Below are 21,025 nucleotides of genomic sequence, written 5' to 3' on the forward strand. Positions count from 1 at the left end.
AAGAAGGCCTTCGGGTAGGGTCAGGGAGATGAGCTCCAAATACGGATCGGACAAAACAGTTATTTTTTAGCTCGCAAAGCAAACGCTTTTTTACTAATCCCCCAGATTTTACGATTGATCCGGATCAATGTTCAATCTGCTGATGCGTGCTGATGGCGATCCGGTTCCACGCATTGATGGTAACTATTGCCATGATCAGCTCTGCGATCTGGTTGCCATTGAAAAAGCGTAATGCATTTTCGTAAGTGGCATCGCTCAATCCATGCTGATGGATCAGGGTAATCTCTTCGGTAATGGTCAGAACAGTTTGCTCTTCTTCCGTAAAAAACTTGGTGGCTTCCCTCCAGGCACTGACCAGGAAGATCCGCTGGATGCTTTCGCCATCTTTAATCGCCTCCTGTGTATGCATATCGATACAATAAGCGCAGCCGTTGATCTGTGAGGCATGAATTTTAATCAGGTGCTTCAACATTTTAGGAATAGAAGTCTGTGCCAGGTAAGCTTCTAGGGCCAGCATTGCCTTGAATGCCTTGGGTTGTTCCGCATTGCTGATGCTGATTCGTTTCTGCATTTTAATTTGATTTGAGTTTTAAAAATATTATTTCGCTTGCAATGGATTTTTCTTTTGCGCTGCCAGCAAAAAGGCAGCAGCGCTCCCCACCCATACCGAGTAATCCAGGGGCGCTTTTATACCTAAAGAAATGCTCATCGACAAAGCAAAGATCAGGAGCAGGATCCCTGTAGCCGTTGCCGTTATTTTCAGTTTGATGCCACAAAGCAATAGAATGGGTAAGGCTATTTCCAGGAAAGTAGCGACATATGCCGAACACCTGCTCAAAAACGGGGGAAGAAAAAAAGTGAGCTGCGCCGTGTACTTTTCAAAATGCTCCCAGTTGCCCCAGGCTGAATTCCTGCCCCAAAGGCCCAGCCTGTCTGCTACTGCCGAAAGCATTGTCACGGCAAGAGCAATCCGTAAAAACAGTTGCGGAAATTGTGGTGCTTTTTTATCCATCGCCTTATTTTATAGTTGACGATGTAAAGTTGACCATCAAAAATTCAAAAAAACTTGAACTAGTTTAAGAAATGTAGATAAGACGGTCTTTAAAAAGACCAGAAATGTCGGGCAGCATCTTCATGCAACGGCTTGTTCCGTTTCAGACAAAAACCACGCTTCATATCCCCGGGGACGGCATCATCAAACAGCCGCGCTTCCAGTATGAAAAGCGAAAGAATGCGCTTCACCACTTTCATCTTTTCAGGGGATGTTGCAGGTAGATAATAGCGAGATTCAGCAAAAAGAAAGGTAGCTCTATTGCTACTCCTTTGATGTTCCGGTCGGAGAGGTGGAAACAAATGAGCAGCAAAATGCCTGCTGCCATCAAAAAATTACCCCATACAAACGTCCGGGGGAAAAGCATAAGGATCGCTGCAGCAATTGTAACTACACCCATCACCAATACACCACCCTTGCCGATACCCCATTTACCAAACAGCGCTATCATCTCCGGCTGTCCCGCAGCCATAGCCCAGCCTTGCTTCAGACCCATGCCTGCAGCGACCAGGATGAGTATTATATTAATAATCTTAAGGATCATAAGGATACAGGTATTGATCTTCCCCTAAGATAATTCTTTTTCATAGAAAAATCCGGGAGACACGCTTCGTTACGCTACTTTAAGCAAAGCTTGTACCTGCACATCAGCAATCAAACAAAAAATAATTCTCCGGTCTATACAGCAGCAAACGCCGGACAGTCGCATGTAACCCTTCAGATTGTCGTATGCTCCCCCCTCATCTATCCGTATTTCGCTTCACCTTTGTCCTGTTGAGCAATCTATAAAGGCACAACAGGTGGAGCAGCGACCACTGTAACAAACGGGCGCAACCGAAAAGCCATACGAGTAGGGAGACCAAAAAAATAAGTTATGTCAGACAATAATGTTTCGCTTCACCGGGTATTGAAAGCTTCACCCGAAAAAGTATACCGCGCATTCACTGAGGCGACCGCCATCGCATCATGGCTTCCGCCCTACGGCTTCCTCTGTACGGTTCACGAGATGAACGTGGAAACCGGCGGCACCTTCAGGATGTCGTTCCATAATTTCACTACGGGCAACAGCCATTCCTTCGGCGGAAAGTACGTTGAGCTTCAGCCCAACACTTTCCTGAAATACACCGATACCTTCGACGATCCCAATCTGCCCGGCGAAATGGTTACCAGCGTATGGCTGCGCAAAAGCATCGCCGGTACGGAAATTAAGATTACCCAGGAAGGCATTCCCCCGATGATACCGGCCGACATGTGCTACCTGGGCTGGCAGGAATCGCTGGAAAAGCTGGCCAAGCTGGTAGAGCCGGAAATACCCGATGCCTGATCAGCATAAAGCAATATCCATATGAACATCCAAACCCGCATAGATAGTGGGTTTTGGTGATTTTTTATTGAATGGATACAGGGTAAAAGCGGTTCGGGAAGCTCCGGTATTATAACCATCCGTTCCGGCCGTACCCGATCGCTCCTGCTGCCAGCGCAGCCACCAGCGTATTGACGGTGTTTACCCAATTGTTACTGACGTAATGCTTCCGTTCGAGCGCTGCGCCGAGTATGGAATCAGCAAGATTACCCAGGGTACCGGCAAGGACAACGATCACAAAACGAGGTCCGAAATCATTCCCCAGGGCGTCGGTCAGGGCAATGAGCATGGAGCCGCCTATGCCGGTCAGCGTACCTTCCAGGCTTACGACGCCATCCAGGCCCCTGGCCTCGCGTTTCCAGCTCAGGATATTGACCGCCCGTCGTCCGTAGACCATGCCCAGCTCCGAAGCCAGGGTATCGGCCGTTGCCGAGGATAAAGCGCCGGCCAGCATCAGGGTAAACCAGGCCTGCTGCTGAGGCATAAGACAGGCCAGAAGGCCAGCCAGCGCTGCAATACCGCCATTGGCCAGTACCTGTCCGACCTTGCGGCGCTCCTGGTGCTGTATTTCGTGGAACAACCTGGCCTTTACCTGTTTCCTGTAGGCCGTAGCCAGGGTAGCCAGGATAAAAAAGACGGCAAGAGAAAGCAGCCCTGCGAGGCCTCCGCCGGCATAGATGGCCAGCCCTACCAGGAAAGCAGCAATGCCTGCAGCAGGCGTCAGCTTGCGCAGCTTAATGCTGGCAAAAGCCCCGGCAGCAAGCACGGCAGCAGCGGTCAGGAAAGCGCCATCAGGGTACATAACGTAAAGATAAACAAATAGCGGGCGGCAGGCTAAGCGGTTATAGTGGCAGGCCATTGGCATCAGCGCCCAGTATCCCGCTCATATAATCGAGGAACGGCCGCATATGCTTATAGGTCTGCCCTACCTCTTTCAGAAAGGAGGGCGCCAGCACTTCAGCGTCGGTAAAGGGCCGCCGGAGCAGGAACTGCTTATACCGCAGCAAGCCAATTGCTTCATGGGCCGGATCAAAGCCCTGAGGCGCTTTTTTCAGCTGCTCGCCCTGCAGCGTGCCAAAGATCGCCTTAAAATTCCGGCTATTCAGCACCTTATTCAAGGGCGACGGATCGAAAGCGATATCTTCACGGATCAGCTTCAGGTCGGCAGCATTAGGCCCCCAGAAGCCGCCGCCGGCAAAACTGCGGCCGCCCGGCTCAAAGTGAAAGTAATATCCGCCTCTGCGGTAACGGGTCGCACGCCGGAAACCGCCACCCCAATAGGTTTTATAGGGCGTTTTGTCTTTGGAGAAGCGGGTGTCGCGGTAGATCCGCTGCAGCGCGCTTTTCCCGTCGGGTGTTTCGAGCTGGTCGTGCGTATTGAGCTGCTCCAGCAGGGCGCCGGCAAAAGCCTCAATCGCGGACTGCTCCTCCAGGAAGCGATCCTTGTGCGCCTGAAACCACTCGCGGTTGTTGTTGTCTTTCAGCCGGGTCAGGAAATCAAAGCTGGAAGGAGGTATCACAGGCGATACTTTTGCCTTTCGGTCCATAATACGATGTTGTGCCGCAAAGATAGGCCTCGCCCGCGTTGCCGGCGCCTTCATTTTATCACACAACGATTGAAAAAACCAATTATTTATTGTTCCCGATCTTCACCGAGATCAAAGCATTGTTCACGGTGGTCTGTCTTCCTGCGGCCATCGCTCCCGGCAGGTGATCATCGATAATGGCGTTGACCAGCACATTGAACCGGCTTACAAAATCGACATAGGATGCAGGCGTACTGCGATTCAGGTACAACAAGAGCAGGCCCAGGAGGCTGTGCCGCAGCTGGCTTTTCATCAGCCCGATGCGGTCTCCGGGCAGCAGGCCCCAGCTCATGCAGTAATGCCAGTCTTCTTCGCAGATGCTGTCGAGCGAATGCTGGATCAGCTCCAGTACTTGCTTCTTATTGGGTGCATTGCCGATGGTCTCGGTAAAGAACAGGTCAAATATACCGGGATACTGGATAAAGAAATCGGCGTAGGCACGTATAGCGGCTTTCAGCTTCTTTATACCCTTTTCCTTTTTCCTTGTGACCTGCTGCACCTGCTCTTTACATTCTTCATAAAAATCCTGCACACACAGAAAAATCAGCTCGTTCAGGTCGCGGAAATAGCTGTACAAGGTGGCATAGGAATACCCAGCTCGCTCTGCAATGTTCCGCACGCTGATGCTTTTCAAACCCTCCGCCTTCAGCAATTCCTTTGCAGCTTCCAGGAAATAGCCCTTCATGCGCTGCTCCTGTATTTCTTTGTTTTTCATTTCAATAAAATTAACGATAGCAAAAATAATTAACAATGTTAAAATAAAAAATAGTTGTTAGAAAACAATTGTGTCGTTGCAGCCATCGGATAATCCTTTAACTTTCCGCTCTCTTTTCTGTATACCATGAATGTTAAGCGGGAATATCTCTTCTTTTGCCTCGTCTTTATTTGCCTTTCCATCGCGATTCCCTACAGCTTTGTGCAGGCGGTAGCGCATTTGTCGGCAAGCTGGAAGGAAATCAGCCTGACCCTGGCAGTAAGCGCCTGGATCGCTGCCATTGCTGCAGCCCTGCGCTGGCGTCCCATCAGCCGGGGCAGGAACGGTGCACCCATAACACCTACGCTACGCCTGTTACTGATTTTGCTGATCGTTTTACCTGTGGCCGCAGCCTCGCTGATCCTTGCCTTCAGGCTCATCGTTGGCGGCAATGGCAGCACCTCGGGACTTCACTAAATACTACGGTACCCATTGTGTTTGCCCGTTTAGGGATAAAAAGCAATCTTTGCATTTTTAAGGCGAACATGCAGAAAAATCTTTTCATTGCCTTCGAGGGCATCGACGGCAGCGGTAAAAGCACACAGGTAAAATTATTGGCGGAAAAGCTCAGCAGCCAAGGGCACAAGGTGTACACCACTTTCGAGCCCACAGGCAGCGCCATTGGTAAGCTGATCCGCGATATTTTTGCCCACAAGGAAAAAGCCGATCACCGGACCATCGCCGCACTCTTTGTCGCCGACCGCCTGGACCATATCCTGCATGAGCAGGACGGCCTGCTGAAAAAGCTGGAAGAAGGCTATACCGTGATCACCGACCGTTATTACTTTTCCTCTTACGCTTACCATGGCACCCATATGTCGATGGATTGGGTGATCGCTGCCAATGCGCTAAGCGCGCAGCTGCTGCGGCCCGACCTGACCATTTATATTGACATCGATCCCGGGACCAGCATGGAAAGGATCAGCAAGGGAAGGGCCAGCACTGAACTGTACGAGACACTGGATAACCTGAAGCAGGTGAGGGCTAAATATATGGAGGCCTTTGAAAAGCTGAAGGACCAGGAAAGGATCTTTATCGCCGATGGCAGACAGGCTCCGGAGCAGGTATCGGAAGCAGTGCTGGCAGCGGTAAACGGGCTAACGGTAGCAATAGACTGAGCTTACAATCGCCCGGAATAGACCTTGGTCTCGTAACGGATCATGATGTGGCCGTTCTCCTGGTACCGGCTAAAGAGCGCTGCCAGGTCTGCAATCATCGCTTCGTAACCTTCGTCGCCGGCCGCCGGCATATAAGAAGAAGAAAGCAGCCGTCCTCTCAGGCCATCACCGTCAAAGATCTGCTGGTTGACAAAGACATCCAGCTGCACCGCCTGCGGGCTGAAGAAAGCTTTTATCTCTTTCATTCCTGTATTGCGGTGATCGAAGCGCACGTATTGCCGGCCATGCGTCCGGATCAGCGCCTCGTATACCTTCTCAAATTCCGTTTCGATCAGGCGCTCGTTCCAGATCAGGACCACCGGGCCGTCAGGCTTTAATATCCGTTCCCATTCCGGCCGCGTTGCAGCGGCATCCATCCAATGAAAGGCCTGCGCACAGACGATAGCATCCACGCTATGAGTAGCCAGCCCGGTTTGCTCTGCAGTACCTTTCCCTACTGAAAAGCCGGGATACGCCTGTAATAATGCCGCCGCTCTTTCCCGCATAGGATCATTGGGTTCCACGGCAATGACCTTGTAGCCCGCTTCCAGGAACAAAAGGCTCGAGATACCGGTGCCGGCGCCGATATCGGCAATCAGCGTATCACTATCCCATCCGTAGCGCTCTTGCATCCGGGATATTAGCTCCGCTGGATAAGAAGGCCGGTAGCGTACATAATCGTCGACGCGGTTGCTGAATCGTTGTGTGGGATCGATGGACATAAGGGGCGTTTACAGCAATATTAATATCTTATCTCCGCAAAGAAAGACAGGATATTGTTAATTTGCAGCAGCAAACCGGCCAACCCGGAAATACCCATTACTGCTTTATGGAACAGCATGAACTGATCCCGCACCTGTTCAGGAACGAATACCGCAAGATCGTGTCGGTATTGTGCAAGCTGTTTGGCATCGCGCATATAGAAACGGCCGAGGACATTACCAGCGACACTTTCCTGCTGGCTGCCGAAACCTGGGGCATTCGGGGTTTGCCCGAGAACCCTACCGCCTGGCTGTACTTCGTGGCCAAGAATAAGGCGATCAACCATCTCAAAAGAAACGGCCTGTTCCGGGACAAGATCGCGCCGCAGATCGCGCCTAAGGAAGAAGCGGAAGAAATGACGATCGACCTTTCCGAACAAGCGATCGAAGACAGCCAGCTGCAAATGATGTTTGCCATCTGCCACCCGGCTATCGGACAGGAAGCACAGGTAGGGCTGGCGCTGCGTATTCTTTGCGGCTTCGGTATCGAGGAGATTGCCGATGCCTTCCTCTCAGGCAAAGAGACGATCAACAAGCGGCTGTTCCGCGCCAAAGAGAAGCTGAGAACAGAAGCGGTGACCATAGCGCTGCCCGGCCGCGATGAGATCGGCCGGCGTATGGATACCGTAATCACCATGCTCTACCTGCTGTTTAATGAAGGCTATTATTCGCAGTCGCAGAATGTACAGTTGCGAAAAGACCTCTGCTGGGAGGCCATGCGCCTGACCAGACTGCTGCTCGACAACCCGCTGACCAACCGGCCCGAGGTCAATGCCCTCTTTTCCCTGATGTGCTTTCACGCTTCCCGCTTCGAGTCCCGTACCGATGCTTCGGGCGAGATCGTCCTTTACGAAGAGCAGGATGAGCACAGCTGGGACCAGGAGCTGATCACACAAGGCAATTATTACCTGAACCTTGCCGCAACCGGCGCTACGGTTACCCGCTATCACCTGGAGGCAGGCATTGCTTTCTGGCATACCATAAAAACTGACCTGAACGGCAAATGGGCACAGATCCTGCAGCTCTACAATCACCTGCTCAGTATTCATTACAGTCCTATAGCAGCCCTGAACCGCACTTATGCATTGGCCCGTGTCAAAGGGGCAGCAGCAGGCATTGCAGAGGCCGAACAGCTGAACCTGGGCGGGAGCCACCTCTATCATCTCCTGCTGGGAGAGCTGTATAAAGACGGCGACAAACGCAAGTCCCTCCATCACCTGGAACAAGCCATGAGCCTCGCCCGGTCGGCCCCCGAAAAGCGCCTGATCGCATCGAAAATAGCAGCCTTACAACAATAGAAGGGCAACAGGCCCCTTTATGCCCTGCATTTACCTTACCTGCAGAAACACAGGATAACCGTGTTCCGCAAAGCTATCCTGCAAAAGAAGGCCAACCATATTGCGCCAGATTTGTTCTTCTACAAAACGTTGCGACATGGCAAGACCGATCTGGACCGGCACTATTGCATTTGGCCTGGTCAATATCCCCGTTAAGCTCTTCAGCGCCATATCCGAATCTTCGCTCGACCTGGATATGCTCGATAAAAAAGACAAAAGTCACATACGGTATAAGCGGGTGAACGAAAATACCGGTAAGGAAGTAGCCTGGGGCAATATTGTAAAAGGCTATAAAGTAGACGGGAACTATATAATTCTTGAAGACAAAGACTTTGAGCAGGCTTCTGCACAGAAGACCAAGCGCATCGACATCACCTCTTTCGTACAGGAAGAAGAGATCGATCCCATCTACTACGAAACCACCTATTATCTCGAGCCCGATGCCAAAGATGCCAAGCCTTATGCCCTGCTACGCGGCGCGATGCAGAAGGCCGGAGTAGTGGGCATGGGTACCTTTGTGATGCGCAATAAAGAGCAGCTCTGCGCGATCAAAGTGCTGGACAGAGCGCTGGTGCTGAGCAAGCTTCATTTTGAAGAAGAGATAAGGCCTCTCGACGATTACAAGTTTCCGCCCACCTCACTGAAGCTGAACCCCGCCGAGCTGAAAATGGCTTCGGCGCTGATCGACAGCATGAAGGCCTCTTTCGATATCAGCGCGTATAAGAACGAGTACACTGCCCAATTGCTGAAGTTCATCAAGGACAAGGCCAAAGGCAAGAAGGTAGCACCGGTGAAGACCAAAACGAAGGTACCGGATGAAGTATCCAGCCTGCTGGAACAGCTGAAAGCCAGCCTGGGAAATGCACCTTCCCGGCCCAAAGCAAAGAAAACAGCGCCCCGCAAAAAAGCGCCGGCTACCAAACGCCGCAGAAAAACCGCTTAGCACTCTTGCTTTCTCCATACGATAACCAATGACGACATGAGCTTACGCACCTATAATCAGAAGCGCTCCTTTACAGAAACTGCCGAGCCCAAAGGCCTGAAGCATAAGGGAAGCAGCGGCGCCCTGCATTTTGTGATACAACAGCACGATGCCTCGCACCTGCATTACGATTTCCGGCTTGAAATGGAAGGTGTGCTGAAAAGCTGGGCAGTACCCAAGGGCCCTTCGCTCGATCCGGAAGTCAAGCGGCTGGCGATGATGGTGGAGGATCATCCTTACGATTATAAAGATTTCGAAGGGATCATACCCGAAGGCAATTATGGCGCCGGCACCGTGATCGTATGGGATGAAGGCACTTACGAACCGCTGGAAGAGCCCGGCTCAAGACTGAAAGGCGAGCGTCTGCTGCTGAAGCAGCTGAAAGAAGGCTCGCTGAAGTTCCGCATGCAGGGCAAAAAGCTAAAAGGCGAATTTGCGCTGGTACGCACCAAAGGCATGGGCGACAATGCCTGGCTGCTGATCAAGCATCGCGACCGCTATGCCAGCGAAAAGGATATTACGCTGAAAAATAAATCGGTGCAATCGGGAAAAACGCTTGCTAAAGTAGAGGCCACTTCCCAAAAAACATGGATCTCTTCTAAAAAGACTACAGCAAGCCGGAAAGCGCCAAAGAAAGCCGCAGCCCAAAAAACTACGGCAAAGAAAACTGCAGCAAAAAAAACAGCGGCAAAAAAAGCAGCATCCCGAAAGACCGTCAAAAAAAGCAAAGCAGATGCAGACGCAGACGCTGCCGCGCAGGCCGACATCACCGCGCTATGGGAACAGGGTACAAAAGCGCCATTTCCCAAAAACCTGCAACCTATGCTGGCCACGCTTGTAGATGAGCCTTTCGATGGTGAAGACTGGGAATATGAGATCAAATGGGACGGCTACAGGGCGCTTGCGCTGATGAATAACAAGACTGCCGAGCTGAGATCGCGCAACAATAAATCCTTTAACGAGAAATTTTACCCTGTTTACGATGCCGTTGCCGCATGGGGTATAGATGCCGTGGTTGATGGAGAGATCGTGGTGGTGAACGACAAGGGCCTGGCCAGTTTCGCGGGTCTGCAAAACTGGCGCAGCGAGGCCGACGGCACGCTGCTGTACTATGTCTTCGACCTGCTATGGCTGGACGGCCGGCTGCTGACAGATCTTCCCTTGCATGAACGGAAGGCCATACTGACCTCGCTGGTACCGGAAGAAGGCCTGATATGCATGGGCATCACCGTAAGAGAAAGAGGGAAAGATTTCTTTCAATCCGCCGGGAAGCTGGGCCTGGAAGGCATTATCGCCAAACGTTCCGACAGTATTTACCTGCCGGGCGAACGCAGCCGCGACTGGCTTAAGATCAAGACCCAGCGGCGCCAGGAGGTCGTGATCGGGGGCTATACCCGCAATGATGATACACCGAAGCTCTTCAGCTCGCTGCTGCTGGGCGTATTCGACGGCGACCAGCTACGCTATGCCGGGAAAGTGGGTACGGGATTCAACGATAAGCTGCAGCAGGAAATGATGCGTCAGTTCAAACCGCTGATGGTAAAGAAAAGCCCTTTCAACATTATCCCCGATTATAACAAACCTTCCCGATTCCGGCCCAACCCGCCGCATGCCTCGGTTACCTGGCTGAAACCTGCGCTGGTGGCTGAAATCAACTTTACCGAAGTAACGGATGACGGGGTATTCCGGCATCCTTCCTTCATCGCCCTGCGCAGCGATAAAAAAGCAAAAGAAGTGGTTATGGAAAAAGAAGCCGACACCGGCAAGACGGTAAAAAAGAGCGCTGCTAAAAGCGCTGCAATAGTGAGACCACCTGCAAAAGGCGGCCGGAAGACCCTGCTCAACCCTTCAGAGGAAACCCAGGTGCGGCGTATAGAAGGCAACGAGCTTAAATTTACCCACCTCAGCAAGCTCTACTGGCCCGACGATAAGCTGAGCAAAAGGGATATGCTCAATTATTATTACCAGATGGCGCCCTATATCCTGCCCTACCTCACCGACAGGCCCCTATCGCTCAACCGCTTTCCCAATGGCATCAAAGGCAAAAGCTTTTACCAGAAGGATGTCAGCAAAAGCATTCCCGGCTGGGCGCACACTTTTCCCTATCGCACCCCGGATGAAGACCGGGATAAAGAATTCCTGGTAGGCGGCGACGAAACCGGCCTGCTGTACATGGCTAACCTGGGCACTATAGAGATGAATCCCTGGAACAGCCGCACGGCCAGCCCGGAACAGCCCGACTGGTGCGCCCTGGATATCGATCCCGACAAGGGTAACACTTTCGAACAGGTGATCGAAGTGGCCCGCGCCATTCACGCTGTGCTGGAACAGCTGAAGATAAAAGGGTACTGCAAAACATCGGGCTCTACCGGGATACATATCTATATTCCCCTGGGTGCGCAATACTCCTACGACCAAAGCCAGCTACTGGCCAAATTTGTCGCTACCCAGGTGCAGCTGCAGCTGAAAGAGTTCACCAGCATTGAACGCATGACCCGAAACCGCAAAGGGAAGATCTATATCGACTATCTGCAAAACCGGCCGCAGGCCACGCTTGCCGCGCCTTACTCCCTTCGCCCCAAGCCGGGCGCTACGGTATCAATGCCACTGGATTGGGACGAAGTAAAAAAAGGATTGAAGATGAAGGATTTTACGCTAAAGAATGTGCCCCGCCTGATCAAAGCAAGGGGAGATCTGTTCAAACCCGTGCTGGGCAAGGGAATCGACCTGAAGAAAATCGCCCTGCCAGAAGACTGAAGCGCCGGAACCATGCCCTCTACCGTAATCGCTCATACCGCCTATGATGAAAACCGGCAGGTGCTCACCATTACCTTCCTGTCCGGCGCCGTTTATGCGTATTACGAGGTACCGCCGGAGCTGTATGCACGTATGCTTAAGGCGCGATCCAAAGGCAAATTCCTGAATAAATTCATCAAGGACCATTACATGTTCAAAAGGCTGGATGAAAATTAATTCAGCCGCATCCCCGCTGCCAGCAAGGTATCCAGGGTTTCCTGCTCTGTGGCCGCTTCAGGTTCGGGCAGATCCAGGAGCTTCGCGATATGCAAAGGACTGAGCCGGCCATGCATCAACGTGTTCATAATGCTGCGCCCCTCGCGCGCCGCCGCTTTCAGCTCGCTGCCGCTCAGTTGGTCCCCTTCTTCCGATTGGTCATAGATAAAGATCACAAAGGCTTTGAACAGGATATGGTCCTGAGGGGAATACAGGATCTTCGCTTCGGCATTGAGCACGAATGCCGGCTTGTTGAGCAGGGGATCGACGATCAGCTCGTAGTTATAGTCGGTTTGCATGGTGGCGTGCGGTCCGTTACAGTTGCCCTGTATGGTCAGCTCGATCACGCCCGCCTCTTTACGCAACAGTTCCATAGATGCAGGATTAAGGTAACACAATGCAGGATCAGTCCTGATCCTCTTCCGGCGCCTTCCGTTCCGCGTTCTTAGCCGGCCGGTTGGGCAACGTGCCGTCTTCTTCTTTACCGGCGCTATTATTGTTCCCGTTCTCAGGGTACTCCTTGTCGTATTTCCGGGTGGGGTCCTTCTCTTCCGGCTTATCCTTTTCCCGGTCTTGTTTGTGCTTGTCCATAATCGCTTTGTTGTGTATGTTATTGAATGTTCAGCTTCGAGGTGTCTGTAGCTCCCGGCGGTGCAATGCTCCGGCGGCTCAGGCTGTCTCTTGCGGTATCGGCGGGTGTCTGGCACGTATCGACCAGGGGCGGCGCCTGCTCGTGCTCGTGGTCGATCCTGGGACCAGTGGCGCTGTCGCTCTGCTCATAATGGCTCACGGAGTCGGAGGCATTGCAGGCAGTAAGCAGCAGTATACAGAAGGCTGCAGCCATTTGTCCCCAAAAATTATGGTCCGGTTTCATTCGCAAAAGATTTACGTTTAACTATTGCTCATCCCTGGCAGGATCACATGCCCGGCAGCTTCAGCCCCGATGCCTTAAGCCGGTTCATCAATCGTTCCTGGAAAGCCATCTTTGTATCCATAAAACCATGCGCCTGTATCCACAGGTTCAGCATGACCTTGTAGCCATCAGGCTCCAGCGAGGAGATGCCGATCCTCTTCGGTGGATCGTGCAGGATATTACCCGCGTCCGTTATCGCCTGCTCCATCTCTTTCTTTACTTCCTCATAAGGTATATTGTTATTGAACTTGAGTTCTATATCCAGCCTCCGGTTGCCCGATATGCTTACATTCACAATAACCTCGTTGGACAGTTTGCTGTTCGGGATGATCACCGTCCTGTTGTCGAAGGTGGTGACGATCGTATAGAATATCCTGATCTCCGTAACGGTTCCTTCGTTGCCCTGGGCGATAATGTTGTCGCCTACCTGGAAGGGCTTGAGAAAAAGGATCAGCACGCCACTGGCAAAATTCTGCAGGGTTCCCGACAAAGCCAATCCTGCCGCCACACCCATCGACGCCAGCAAAGCAGCGAAAATAGTCATCGTAATACCTGCGATCTGCATGAAGGCCAGCAGCAGCAACACCCGCAGCGCAATCACCGCCAGGCTGACCAGGAAAGGCCTTAGCGAGGCGTTGACATTCCTTCTCATCATCACTTGCGACAAATAGCGGCCGGCAACTTTGATGAGCCATAAGCCGATGATGAGCACCAGCAAGGCCAGTAAGAACCCGGGGCCTTTCAGCATAAGCCATTCATAGACCCGGTTGAGCCATTTCTCTGCATCCATGTATCCGATCCCTTTTGGTTTATTGGTCTCTACACAACAGCCCCCCGCCCTTTTTGTTTCCCGCTGCAGCGGCTTTAACAGGACAGAAACGCAATGCGTTACGGCCTTCCTTTTTAAATATTGTTTAACGCCTCTGCGTCATCCTTTATGCACGGCGCCTGTTATGCCTAGCATAAGTGACAGCTACCCATCGTTAATCATTAAACCACCAGGACATGGCTAAATATTCCAAAAAAGCAGGCAAAAAAGTGGAGCGTGCTATGCACGAAATGCATGAAGGCAAGCTAAAAAGCGGCCGTTCCGGCAAGAAAGTGACGAGCCGTAAGCAGGCCATTGCCATCGGGCTTTCCGAAGCCCGCGAAGCCGGCGCCAAGGTACCGAAGAAAGCAGCGGGCAAGAAAAAGTCCGCACCCAAAAAAGCGGCAGCAAAGAAGAAGACAGCACCGAAAAAGGCGGCGGCCAAGAAGAAGGCAGCACCGAAGAAAACAGCGGCAAAAAAGAAAGCGGCGCCCAAAAAGGCAGCAGCAAAGAAAAAGAGCGCTCCTAAAAAATCCGCCGCAAAGAAAACCGCCGCCCGTAAAAGAGGATAATACCTGTTGCATATACCGCTTTCAAATACATTAATCATAAGGAGGGTAATTGCCCTCCTTATTCATTTTCTACTTGGCCAGGCACCAGCTTATCGGAAGAAGCGCCTACGAATTGCAATACCCTTACCGCGTGCGTACCATTGAGGCCGCTGTCGTCCCGTTCCTTCTGGAAAGCCTTGAAGGATGGCACATTCAGCACCTCCTGCTGGATCTGCTCGTTGCGGTAAGTGGAAAAATGCATGAAAGTAACGCCGTCCTCCATCAGGGAGATATGGTACCAGAAGGCAGAAGCATCCATCTTCCTGAAATCGGCCAAAAAGCGCTGGATGTTCTGCTTGTTGCGCATCGCAAATTCGGGATTTACCGTATAGGTGACTTGTACTGTGATCATCGGTTCAGCATTTTATATCTTGAGAAAACTGGGTTTGATACCCTTTCACCTTTATGACAACCGAGGATCAAAATTCAGGACAAAAACCCGCAATCTTTTTTTCTTTCCGGAAATTGATATCCGGGCCACCTCCAGGTCGTTTTCAGGAAAAACTTTTGAAATCTGACCGCCAGGCCTTATTTTTGCCGCCCGTTCGGGATGTAGCGCAGCCCGGTAGCGCGCGTCGTTCGGGACGACGAGGCCGCAGGTTCGAATCCTGTCATCCCGACTTGAGCGGACAAAATGGAAGTACTTTCATTTTGTCCGTTTTTTTTACGCCCTATTTTACTGTCTATCATATAAATAAACTTCACGGCTTCATTGACCCGCCCAGTTCGAACTGTGTTACTCTCAAAATGGAGCTTTTCGGGGAATATCGAACTAATCAGTTCCCGCTTCTTCTCAATGTCCGCAGTTTCATAAATGTAATCCAGCCTCAGAAGAGTGTCTATGCCTTTATTCAAAAGGTCTTTAATGTTGACATCATCGCCGGAAAGTCCATTTAGTTTGGCCTGTAACCGCTCAATCTTTTGGACATAACCTGATTTCATTTCCCGGAAATCATCCGGCTCTAATTGCTGCGAGGCCAGCAGTTCCCTGATGTAAGAAATCTTGCTTTCATAAGTCGATATCTGTTTTTGGAGCTGCTGTTTCTCTTGCTGGGAATGTGAGGTCTGCTTCTTCCAGTTTTCCTCAAGAACTGCCTTATACAGTGCGCCCATTTCAGGACGGGGCATATATTTACGCAATTCACGAACGAATTGCTGGTTTATTGCATCTGCCGGTTGCCTGTAGTTACAGCCCAGGTAACAGTGATAGTAAGAATAGTATTTTGTATGCCCTTTAGATGCGCTGCCGGTTAGTATTTTGCCACACTTAGGACAAATTAGGAACCCTCTAAGTGGTAAGGTTGCATTTGATGCCACTTTCAGGCGGTATTGTCCTCTTTTCCTGCCGTCCAATATATCTTGTACATCATAAAACAAGGCTTCACTAATCAGCGGCTCATGTTGCCCTTTTACAAATCGGGCTTCCTCATCTTTATGCTTGGGTATATAAATCTTACCACAATAGACCGGGTTCCGGATAGCAAACCAGAACAGGCTTTTGGTGCTTGTAAAACCTTTTTCTTTGGCCATTTTATAGACTTGTTCAGTATTATACACGCCTTTGGCAATTTCGTCAAAGACCCACCGCATAATGCCGGCCAGGGGCTCATAAGGTGCTATAAATTTACGACCTGATTCATCCGTCCTGTTGATATAACCAACGGGTGCCAGTCCCATATAACGGCCTTCTTTTTTGGCGCGGCGCATTCCATGGCGGACGTTTAGGGACCGGCGGTCATTCTCAACCTCGGGAGCCGTAAGGTAAAACGCCAGCATAATTTTATTCTCCGGTATGGATAGGTCAAGTGGTTGCTCGATGGCTTGCGGCTCAATGCCCAGCTTGTTCAGAGTATTAATCATTTGGTAGGCATCGGGAGCATTGCGGCTAAACCTGTCCCATTTCAAAAACAATACCCGATCAGCCTTTCCTTTATGCTTGCGCAGGTCGGTCAGATAGGCTTTCCATTCCGGGCGGTTAAAGGTCTTTGCGGAATGATCTTCAAAGATCACCTTGCGGATCGTAATATCGTTAATGGAGCAGTACTTACGCAATAGCTCTTCCTGGCTGCGCTGGGAGTAACCTTTTTCGGCTTGCTCGTCCGTGCTTACTCTTATGTATAGATCGGCTATTAATTCCCCTGTTTTCATTCCTTCTTTTGTTTAAATGATTTAATCCGGCTTTTCAAAGTTATGCCCTAAGTCTTTTTTCAAGATGCTGACTTATCACCATAATTGCTAACATTCTTAGTACTTCAAGTATGATCGCCGCTTCTTCCGGGGACACTTCAATCCCGTTTTCCTTTAATAATGCCGCAGCCTGTTCAGGTCTTAACTGCTCCATTTTCCCTCCCTTGTTTTTATAAAGTTTAGCCCCTGCGTGTGGTTGGCTTAGTGCTAAGTTAATTATTTGCTTTGGTATATTTTAAATTACCAAAGCAAAATTTATATTTGTACCAAATTTTAACAAAATGACCGATGGTAAAGGCTTTGAGCAGTTTTGACTATATTTGATCCAATTTTATTCAGTTTGCAATACTATTTCACTATTTGCGAAATTTGATTGTACCAAACTGATACAAATCAGTGCAAAATGGGTAAGGAAACATACAGCGTATTTTATAAGGTGTATTTCAACGAAAGGTTGAAAGAGGTAAATCTTCATGGTAAGGCAACTTACCCTTTATACGTCCAGATCACGTTTGCCCGGAAAAGCATTTTTTTCAAAAGCTACTATTTTGAACTTTTCTCTAAGAGTAAATATTACTTGTCGGTAGCGGGCCTACAGGGTGGGCCTACGCTGGAGCAGATCACTGCAAAAGAGAATGAGCTGATAGATTTTATTATCAACAAAAACCTGAATAGCTTTTCCCTAGACTTGTTTAAAGATGAGTACGCCTATTACAGTAAAGATCTTTGTGATGTTATGGAGGAAGGGTTTCTTGATTACCTGTACACCTTTTTCCAAGATAAGGGAATGCCAACTTTGGCCCCTGTAATAAGAGAGGGCAGCAGATTCCGCCTTGTCTATGATGTGATACAGGACCTAAAGAGAGCTTTGGCAAAACCACTCTATAATGAAATGATTGAAAATTCCTTTTATTATGCTCCTCCATATCTACCCCTGTACGAGTTCATGCTGCAAACAAAAAGGTGGCCCATGCTTAGCCTGTCGGTGATGGAATGGGAGGCGGGGGATACCAAGGATAAGTTTGCTGACTTTCTAAAAAAATACTACCCGAAACGGAATCCGGCAGAAGTAATGCTATTCATAGAAAAATGGCTGAAGTCGTAGTTGTAAAGATGGCTAGTTAGCTGCTTACTCACTTACTGTCCCAAGTACCTACTTTAATACAGCAGTCTCACTGCATGCATCAATTTGAATGCGGTTATAGATACAGCCAACCACACAGACGTAGGGACGTATGTATGTACCAGGAACGATTCAGTTATTTTTGCTTATTACTTAATCCGTCCCGAAGGGCGGATTCTGTTATCACCCGATAACAGCAAGTTGTGTTTTGAGTGCCTCAAAACTGTCCCAGTGCCTCAAAACAACTTGCCCTGCCGGGGGCTTTAAGCTACCTCCGAAGTCGGTAGCTTTGGTAGCGGAAAAAAATTTTCTGAATCCTACGTCTGTTGGTTAATTGACCAGCTGGCATTTTTAAGCAATAGATTCTTATAATGCAGGTTGTATTGATTGCCGTCTTTATAGTAAATCCGCATTGAACGGTCTTTTAGGTCAAAAGCTTCAACAAAAAGTAGGTACACATATCTGGCAACAAAAAGGGACTTTTTTTTATGAGCTTTGGATAAGGTAACGCACAAAGTCGATCTGGAGTCTTCTGGAGTCGTTTTCTTATTGGCCGGCGTTAGCTTCTTTATAACTTCAGGATACCATTTTTTTAATGCACCCACTGATACTTTGGCCAGCGCTTTTACCCTTCCGAAGTTTGAAACCCGGTATAATCCTTCATAGCCTGGAATATCTTTCCATAACTCACCATCCATACTTTTTAAAGACAGATTCGCTACTGCTCCTATAGACTTTTGCTCCTTCTTTGTCAATTTCAGGGAAGCATTAATTATTGATCCTGATTGTGGAGAGAGGAGGCTTTTTTTCAGTTTTTTGCTTTTGCCCTGCTGCCATACAAAACCCTTGTATAAAATGCTGTGGCCGCTTGCGGCGTCAGCAATAGCTCTTTCATTGAAGCCATTTTTTCTCCCTGCTTCATAACTACTCGCATATTGAGCAATAAGATTACCCTTTGAGTCAAACTGGCTGACAGGTTTGCGGAAAGGACTTTTAAAACGTCCATTTTCATAGGATTTGTTACGCAATTCACCGATATTGGTAGCAATAAGATTTTGAAAATGCAGGTTTAACCCATCACCGTCTTTATAGCTGATTAGAATCTTCCTATCCTTTAGTTCAATGGGCGCAATAAAGGCATGATAGACCAACCGTCCAACAGAAAAGCAGTATTTAACGCCATCGAGATTAAGAGAGGTTAATAGCGTTTTGAGGTCTTCATTTACTGTTTTATTTCTTACTACAGAGCACTTTTGTCGCAAGATTTTTGCCGCAATAGGTTGAATACCGCCATGATGCAGTACCCGCGTCCGCTGTAGCGATTTAATTCGCCCCACTGAAGAAATAGCATAGTATCCCTCAAAGCCTGGTACAGGCTTCCAAATCTCGCCTTCAATATCGGCTAACGACAAATTTTGATATGGGTATGAATCCAATTATAGAAAATTTGAGTACTATCAGGTCAAATTCATTTCTACGTTTCTTTGAACAAAATATCTTAAATGAGACTTTCCATTCCTATTCGGAACATAAAGTCCCCAGACTGTCGCTTACATTTCAGTACATTATTAGATTGGCTCCAATGGCCATACACTCTTTAAAAGCCATTTCATAAGAAATGTATGATCTTCATTAGGCTTATCTTAAGAAAGTAGCTTTTCTATGGTGACGAAGGTACACGAAGAGGTCGTGCGCCAGCGGATCAATGCTCGCAATTGCACCTTGTAACTCATAAACCAAAATGGTCCAAGAACACTGCCGCACAATGCTATACCACATTCTTGAACCTTTTTCTTTTTAAACTAACGTATACTTGCGCGAAATTGGGTCTCTTGATCGCAGCATATGCGGTATCCGACTGGAGAACTATAATCTATCAATCAGCCTTAAAGTAATATTGTCCATTTTGATTTTATCACTTTTTAAAAGAATAGCTTTCCTCTCTCTTTCTACCATATACCCACTTGCAATTGGAGAAGGAAAATCCTCATCAAAGCATTTTAAATAAATCGTATCTTCTGACTGCGTCCACTTTCCCTTGCATTGCGAACCGCTATGTGGGATATGGCCACCCTTAATCCTATACTCAAACGTGCTGTCAGAATTGATCGTCAGCGTGTAGTTCAAACCATCTTTGAATTGTTTATAATAAGTGCCATTGACTGCCCGTCGTGTATTTTCTTTTTTAAGAGTAGCACACGATACACACAGGGACAACAATGCTATAATAACGTATTTCATGATTAAGCTCTATTTATGGTAAACGTGTGGATCTAATTTTAAGTTGTAATAAGCAGGGAGATTTTGAAGGGCAGAAATAGCTGAAGGATAAGCTTTCATCAAATCATTTAGTGTTGAATTAATATTTATCGAAATCAAACCAACTCTGTTTTTTCCTCCAATGCTATATGGTTTTTCCCCAGCAGCATTTGTTATCCCCTGTACCCATTGTGAAGTTATAGAGGCGAGGGAAGTTATGCTACTAGTAGAAGATAATCCCTTCACAGAGGAAGAGCTATACGCATACTGAACCTTATACGCCGATACTTCATCATAAATATCGTGGCCAACTGTTGCTCCTGTCGCTTTATCAAATGCAATGTCCCCTGCTTCAAATTGTGCCGCATGAACAGTTTCATGTAGAAAATTTGCAGTTCCCGCATAGGATATCACTATTTGATTATTTGACAAATCAAGATGTAGTCCCCCGTCATCTGTAGGTTGAATAGTCTGTAAGCTATAAACTTGGCTATTACTAAGATCCGCCATTTTATCCATTTCACCTAAAGCTTTATCCAAAATATCTTTTTTCTCTACCAATTCATCTATCTTACTTCTCAACTTTTCTGCACTCCAACCCTTAGCCGCCGCTCTTTTATTGAAGTCATCTATAGAAGATTGAATATCATCTCGTCTTGCCACAATCCGTTCTCTTTGACGGTTCCATTCTTTCATACTGGCTTGCGCAATCATTGTCCCATTCGGATCCACCATGCTCTCCGGCGCATTACCCATAGCCGCATAAGGCGAGAACACCTGCTGTCCTTCCTCATCAGCCAGGGGGTCCACCGCCAGGAACCTGCCGATCTGCGGGTCGTACTGCCGGGCGTTGAAGTCCATCCAGTTCAGCCCAAGGTCTTTGATGTATTCGTTGCTTTGGTATTTTCTTCTGTTGTCTTTTACGCCTTGTGCGGTGCTGCTCAAGGCTTTGACCGGCAGCCCGTGCGGGTAGTAATGGTTCTCCTCCAGCAGGCTGCCTTTGGCGATCTCCAGCACCACCCGGTCAAAGAACACATTGCTGCAGGAGGCACAGCTCAGGTCGCGCCAGCGGCTGTTCAAATATACAGCTAAATACCCGTTGGTGGGGATCATCCGGGCCC

The 21,025-nt window shown here is 49.0% G+C and carries 25 protein-coding genes, 1 tRNA gene and 1 pseudogene; 10 read left to right on the top strand and 17 right to left on the bottom strand.

The window, feature by feature from the left end:
• Nucleotides 1–124 precede the first annotated feature (124 nt).
• The 3 genes from DZC79_RS20590 to DZC79_RS20600 all read right to left on the bottom strand — a co-directional run bounded on the left by DZC79_RS20590 (nucleotide 125) and on the right by DZC79_RS20600 (nucleotide 1,595).
• Nucleotides 125–571, bottom strand: coding sequence for a carboxymuconolactone decarboxylase family protein (locus DZC79_RS20590; protein WP_118953513.1), 447 nt, complete (start codon nucleotides 569–571; stop codon nucleotides 125–127).
• A 27-nt stretch (nucleotides 572–598) separates the two neighbouring features.
• Nucleotides 599–1,012, bottom strand: coding sequence for a DoxX family membrane protein (locus DZC79_RS20595; protein ID WP_118953514.1), 414 nt, complete (start codon nucleotides 1,010–1,012; stop codon nucleotides 599–601).
• A 235-nt stretch (nucleotides 1,013–1,247) separates the two neighbouring features.
• Complete coding sequence (locus tag DZC79_RS20600; RefSeq protein ID WP_118953515.1) at nucleotides 1,248–1,595, bottom strand: hypothetical protein; 348 nt, start codon at nucleotides 1,593–1,595, stop codon at nucleotides 1,248–1,250.
• A gap of 330 nt (nucleotides 1,596–1,925) precedes the next feature.
• Here DZC79_RS20600 and DZC79_RS20605 point away from each other — a divergent pair, with 330 nt between their 5' ends.
• Entirely contained in the window at nucleotides 1,926–2,375 is a 450-nt protein-coding gene (locus DZC79_RS20605) for an SRPBCC family protein (protein ID WP_118953516.1), read from the top strand.
• A 109-nt stretch (nucleotides 2,376–2,484) separates the two neighbouring features.
• Here DZC79_RS20605 and DZC79_RS20610 read toward each other — a convergent pair whose 3' ends face one another.
• The 3 genes from DZC79_RS20610 to DZC79_RS20620 all read right to left on the bottom strand — a co-directional run bounded on the left by DZC79_RS20610 (nucleotide 2,485) and on the right by DZC79_RS20620 (nucleotide 4,715).
• Nucleotides 2,485–3,216, bottom strand: a complete 732-nt coding sequence (locus DZC79_RS20610) for a DUF92 domain-containing protein (protein WP_118953517.1) — start codon at nucleotides 3,214–3,216, stop codon at nucleotides 2,485–2,487.
• A 40-nt stretch (nucleotides 3,217–3,256) separates the two neighbouring features.
• Entirely contained in the window at nucleotides 3,257–3,961 is a 705-nt protein-coding gene (locus tag DZC79_RS20615) for a DUF2461 domain-containing protein (RefSeq protein ID WP_118953518.1), read from the bottom strand.
• An 82-nt stretch (nucleotides 3,962–4,043) separates the two neighbouring features.
• Nucleotides 4,044–4,715: a TetR/AcrR family transcriptional regulator gene (locus DZC79_RS20620; RefSeq protein ID WP_118953519.1), complete on the bottom strand. Its 672-nt coding sequence runs from the start codon at nucleotides 4,713–4,715 to the stop codon at nucleotides 4,044–4,046.
• A 126-nt stretch (nucleotides 4,716–4,841) separates the two neighbouring features.
• Here DZC79_RS20620 and DZC79_RS20625 point away from each other — a divergent pair, with 126 nt between their 5' ends.
• Together DZC79_RS20625 and tmk are read left to right on the top strand one after the other, a co-directional pair.
• Nucleotides 4,842–5,171 carry a hypothetical protein gene (locus DZC79_RS20625; protein WP_118953520.1) on the top strand — a complete coding sequence of 110 codons (330 nt, stop codon included), beginning with the start codon at nucleotides 4,842–4,844 and terminating at the stop codon, nucleotides 5,169–5,171.
• Between the two features lie 68 nt (nucleotides 5,172–5,239).
• Nucleotides 5,240–5,872 (top strand): dTMP kinase, encoded by a 633-nt coding sequence (gene tmk / locus DZC79_RS20630; RefSeq protein WP_118953521.1) that lies wholly within the window; start codon nucleotides 5,240–5,242, stop codon nucleotides 5,870–5,872.
• A gap of 2 nt (nucleotides 5,873–5,874) precedes the next feature.
• Here tmk and DZC79_RS20635 read toward each other — a convergent pair whose 3' ends face one another.
• Complete coding sequence (locus DZC79_RS20635) at nucleotides 5,875–6,633, bottom strand: class I SAM-dependent methyltransferase (RefSeq protein WP_118953522.1); 759 nt, start codon at nucleotides 6,631–6,633, stop codon at nucleotides 5,875–5,877.
• A 107-nt stretch (nucleotides 6,634–6,740) separates the two neighbouring features.
• Here DZC79_RS20635 and DZC79_RS20640 point away from each other — a divergent pair, with 107 nt between their 5' ends.
• The 4 genes from DZC79_RS20640 (at nucleotide 6,741) to DZC79_RS20655 (ending at nucleotide 11,964) form a co-directional block, all read left to right on the top strand.
• Nucleotides 6,741–7,970 carry an RNA polymerase sigma factor gene (locus DZC79_RS20640; protein ID WP_118953536.1) on the top strand — a complete coding sequence of 410 codons (1,230 nt, stop codon included), beginning with the start codon at nucleotides 6,741–6,743 and terminating at the stop codon, nucleotides 7,968–7,970.
• A gap of 136 nt (nucleotides 7,971–8,106) precedes the next feature.
• Entirely contained in the window at nucleotides 8,107–8,952 is an 846-nt protein-coding gene (gene ku / locus DZC79_RS20645) for a non-homologous end joining protein Ku (protein ID WP_118953523.1), read from the top strand.
• Nucleotides 8,953–8,988: 36 nt separating this feature from the next.
• Entirely contained in the window at nucleotides 8,989–11,748 is a 2,760-nt protein-coding gene (gene ligD / locus DZC79_RS20650) for a DNA ligase D (RefSeq protein ID WP_118953524.1), read from the top strand.
• Nucleotides 11,749–11,760: 12 nt separating this feature from the next.
• Nucleotides 11,761–11,964 (top strand): KTSC domain-containing protein, encoded by a 204-nt coding sequence (locus DZC79_RS20655; RefSeq protein ID WP_118953525.1) that lies wholly within the window; start codon nucleotides 11,761–11,763, stop codon nucleotides 11,962–11,964.
• Here the strand turns inward: DZC79_RS20655 and DZC79_RS20660 are convergent.
• Genes DZC79_RS20660 through DZC79_RS20675 form a run of 4 tightly spaced genes read right to left on the bottom strand, consistent with a single transcriptional unit; the run spans nucleotide 11,961 to nucleotide 13,706 of the window.
• Nucleotides 11,961–12,377 (bottom strand): hypothetical protein, encoded by a 417-nt coding sequence (locus DZC79_RS20660; protein ID WP_118953526.1) that lies wholly within the window; start codon nucleotides 12,375–12,377, stop codon nucleotides 11,961–11,963. The genes DZC79_RS20655 and DZC79_RS20660 overlap by 4 nt on opposite strands.
• 31 nt (nucleotides 12,378–12,408) lie before the next feature.
• Nucleotides 12,409–12,594, bottom strand: coding sequence for a hypothetical protein (locus DZC79_RS20665; protein ID WP_118953527.1), 186 nt, complete (start codon nucleotides 12,592–12,594; stop codon nucleotides 12,409–12,411).
• 19 nt (nucleotides 12,595–12,613) lie between these two features.
• Nucleotides 12,614–12,877 carry a hypothetical protein gene (locus DZC79_RS20670; RefSeq protein ID WP_157977318.1) on the bottom strand — a complete coding sequence of 88 codons (264 nt, stop codon included), beginning with the start codon at nucleotides 12,875–12,877 and terminating at the stop codon, nucleotides 12,614–12,616.
• A gap of 43 nt (nucleotides 12,878–12,920) precedes the next feature.
• A complete protein-coding gene (locus DZC79_RS20675; protein WP_118953529.1) occupies nucleotides 12,921–13,706 on the bottom strand; it encodes a mechanosensitive ion channel family protein in 786 nt (261 codons plus the stop codon).
• A 215-nt stretch (nucleotides 13,707–13,921) separates the two neighbouring features.
• On the opposite strand from DZC79_RS20675, the gene DZC79_RS21715 reads away from it, so the two are divergent.
• Complete coding sequence (locus tag DZC79_RS21715; RefSeq protein WP_118953530.1) at nucleotides 13,922–14,296, top strand: DUF6496 domain-containing protein; 375 nt, start codon at nucleotides 13,922–13,924, stop codon at nucleotides 14,294–14,296.
• 58 nt (nucleotides 14,297–14,354) lie between these two features.
• Here the strand turns inward: DZC79_RS21715 and DZC79_RS20685 are convergent, their stop codons facing one another.
• A complete protein-coding gene (locus DZC79_RS20685; RefSeq protein ID WP_118953531.1) occupies nucleotides 14,355–14,687 on the bottom strand; it encodes a hypothetical protein in 333 nt (110 codons plus the stop codon).
• Nucleotides 14,688–14,881: 194 nt separating this feature from the next.
• Here DZC79_RS20685 and DZC79_RS20690 point away from each other — a divergent pair.
• Nucleotides 14,882–14,955: transfer RNA gene (locus DZC79_RS20690), tRNA-Pro, on the top strand.
• A 532-nt stretch (nucleotides 14,956–15,487) separates the two neighbouring features.
• Here DZC79_RS20690 and DZC79_RS21940 read toward each other — a convergent pair.
• Nucleotides 15,488–16,483, bottom strand: a pseudogene (locus tag DZC79_RS21940) (recombinase family protein); the annotation flags it as partial.
• A gap of 40 nt (nucleotides 16,484–16,523) precedes the next feature.
• The gene (locus tag DZC79_RS21405) at nucleotides 16,524–16,676 is read right to left on the bottom strand and encodes a hypothetical protein (protein ID WP_157977320.1); all 153 of its coding nucleotides are present in this window, start codon (nucleotides 16,674–16,676) and stop codon (nucleotides 16,524–16,526) included.
• A gap of 249 nt (nucleotides 16,677–16,925) precedes the next feature.
• Between DZC79_RS21405 and DZC79_RS20700 the strand changes: the two genes are divergently transcribed.
• Nucleotides 16,926–17,627 carry a hypothetical protein gene (locus tag DZC79_RS20700; RefSeq protein WP_118953532.1) on the top strand — a complete coding sequence of 234 codons (702 nt, stop codon included), beginning with the start codon at nucleotides 16,926–16,928 and terminating at the stop codon, nucleotides 17,625–17,627.
• 335 nt (nucleotides 17,628–17,962) lie between these two features.
• On the opposite strand, the gene DZC79_RS20705 is transcribed toward DZC79_RS20700, so the two are convergent.
• The 3 genes from DZC79_RS20705 to DZC79_RS20715 form a co-directional block, all read right to left on the bottom strand.
• Nucleotides 17,963–19,081, bottom strand: coding sequence for an NUMOD4 domain-containing protein (locus DZC79_RS20705; RefSeq protein WP_118953533.1), 1,119 nt, complete (start codon nucleotides 19,079–19,081; stop codon nucleotides 17,963–17,965).
• Nucleotides 19,082–19,511: 430 nt separating this feature from the next.
• Nucleotides 19,512–19,886 carry a hypothetical protein gene (locus DZC79_RS20710; protein WP_118953534.1) on the bottom strand — a complete coding sequence of 125 codons (375 nt, stop codon included), beginning with the start codon at nucleotides 19,884–19,886 and terminating at the stop codon, nucleotides 19,512–19,514.
• A 9-nt stretch (nucleotides 19,887–19,895) separates the two neighbouring features.
• On the bottom strand, nucleotides 19,896–21,025 hold a 1,130-nt coding region (locus DZC79_RS20715; RefSeq protein ID WP_317124964.1), incomplete at its 5' end, for an RHS repeat-associated core domain-containing protein.

The organism is Taibaiella helva, from assembly GCF_003545695.1.
Classification (GTDB): Bacteria; Bacteroidota; Bacteroidia; order Chitinophagales; family Chitinophagaceae; genus Taibaiella; species Taibaiella helva.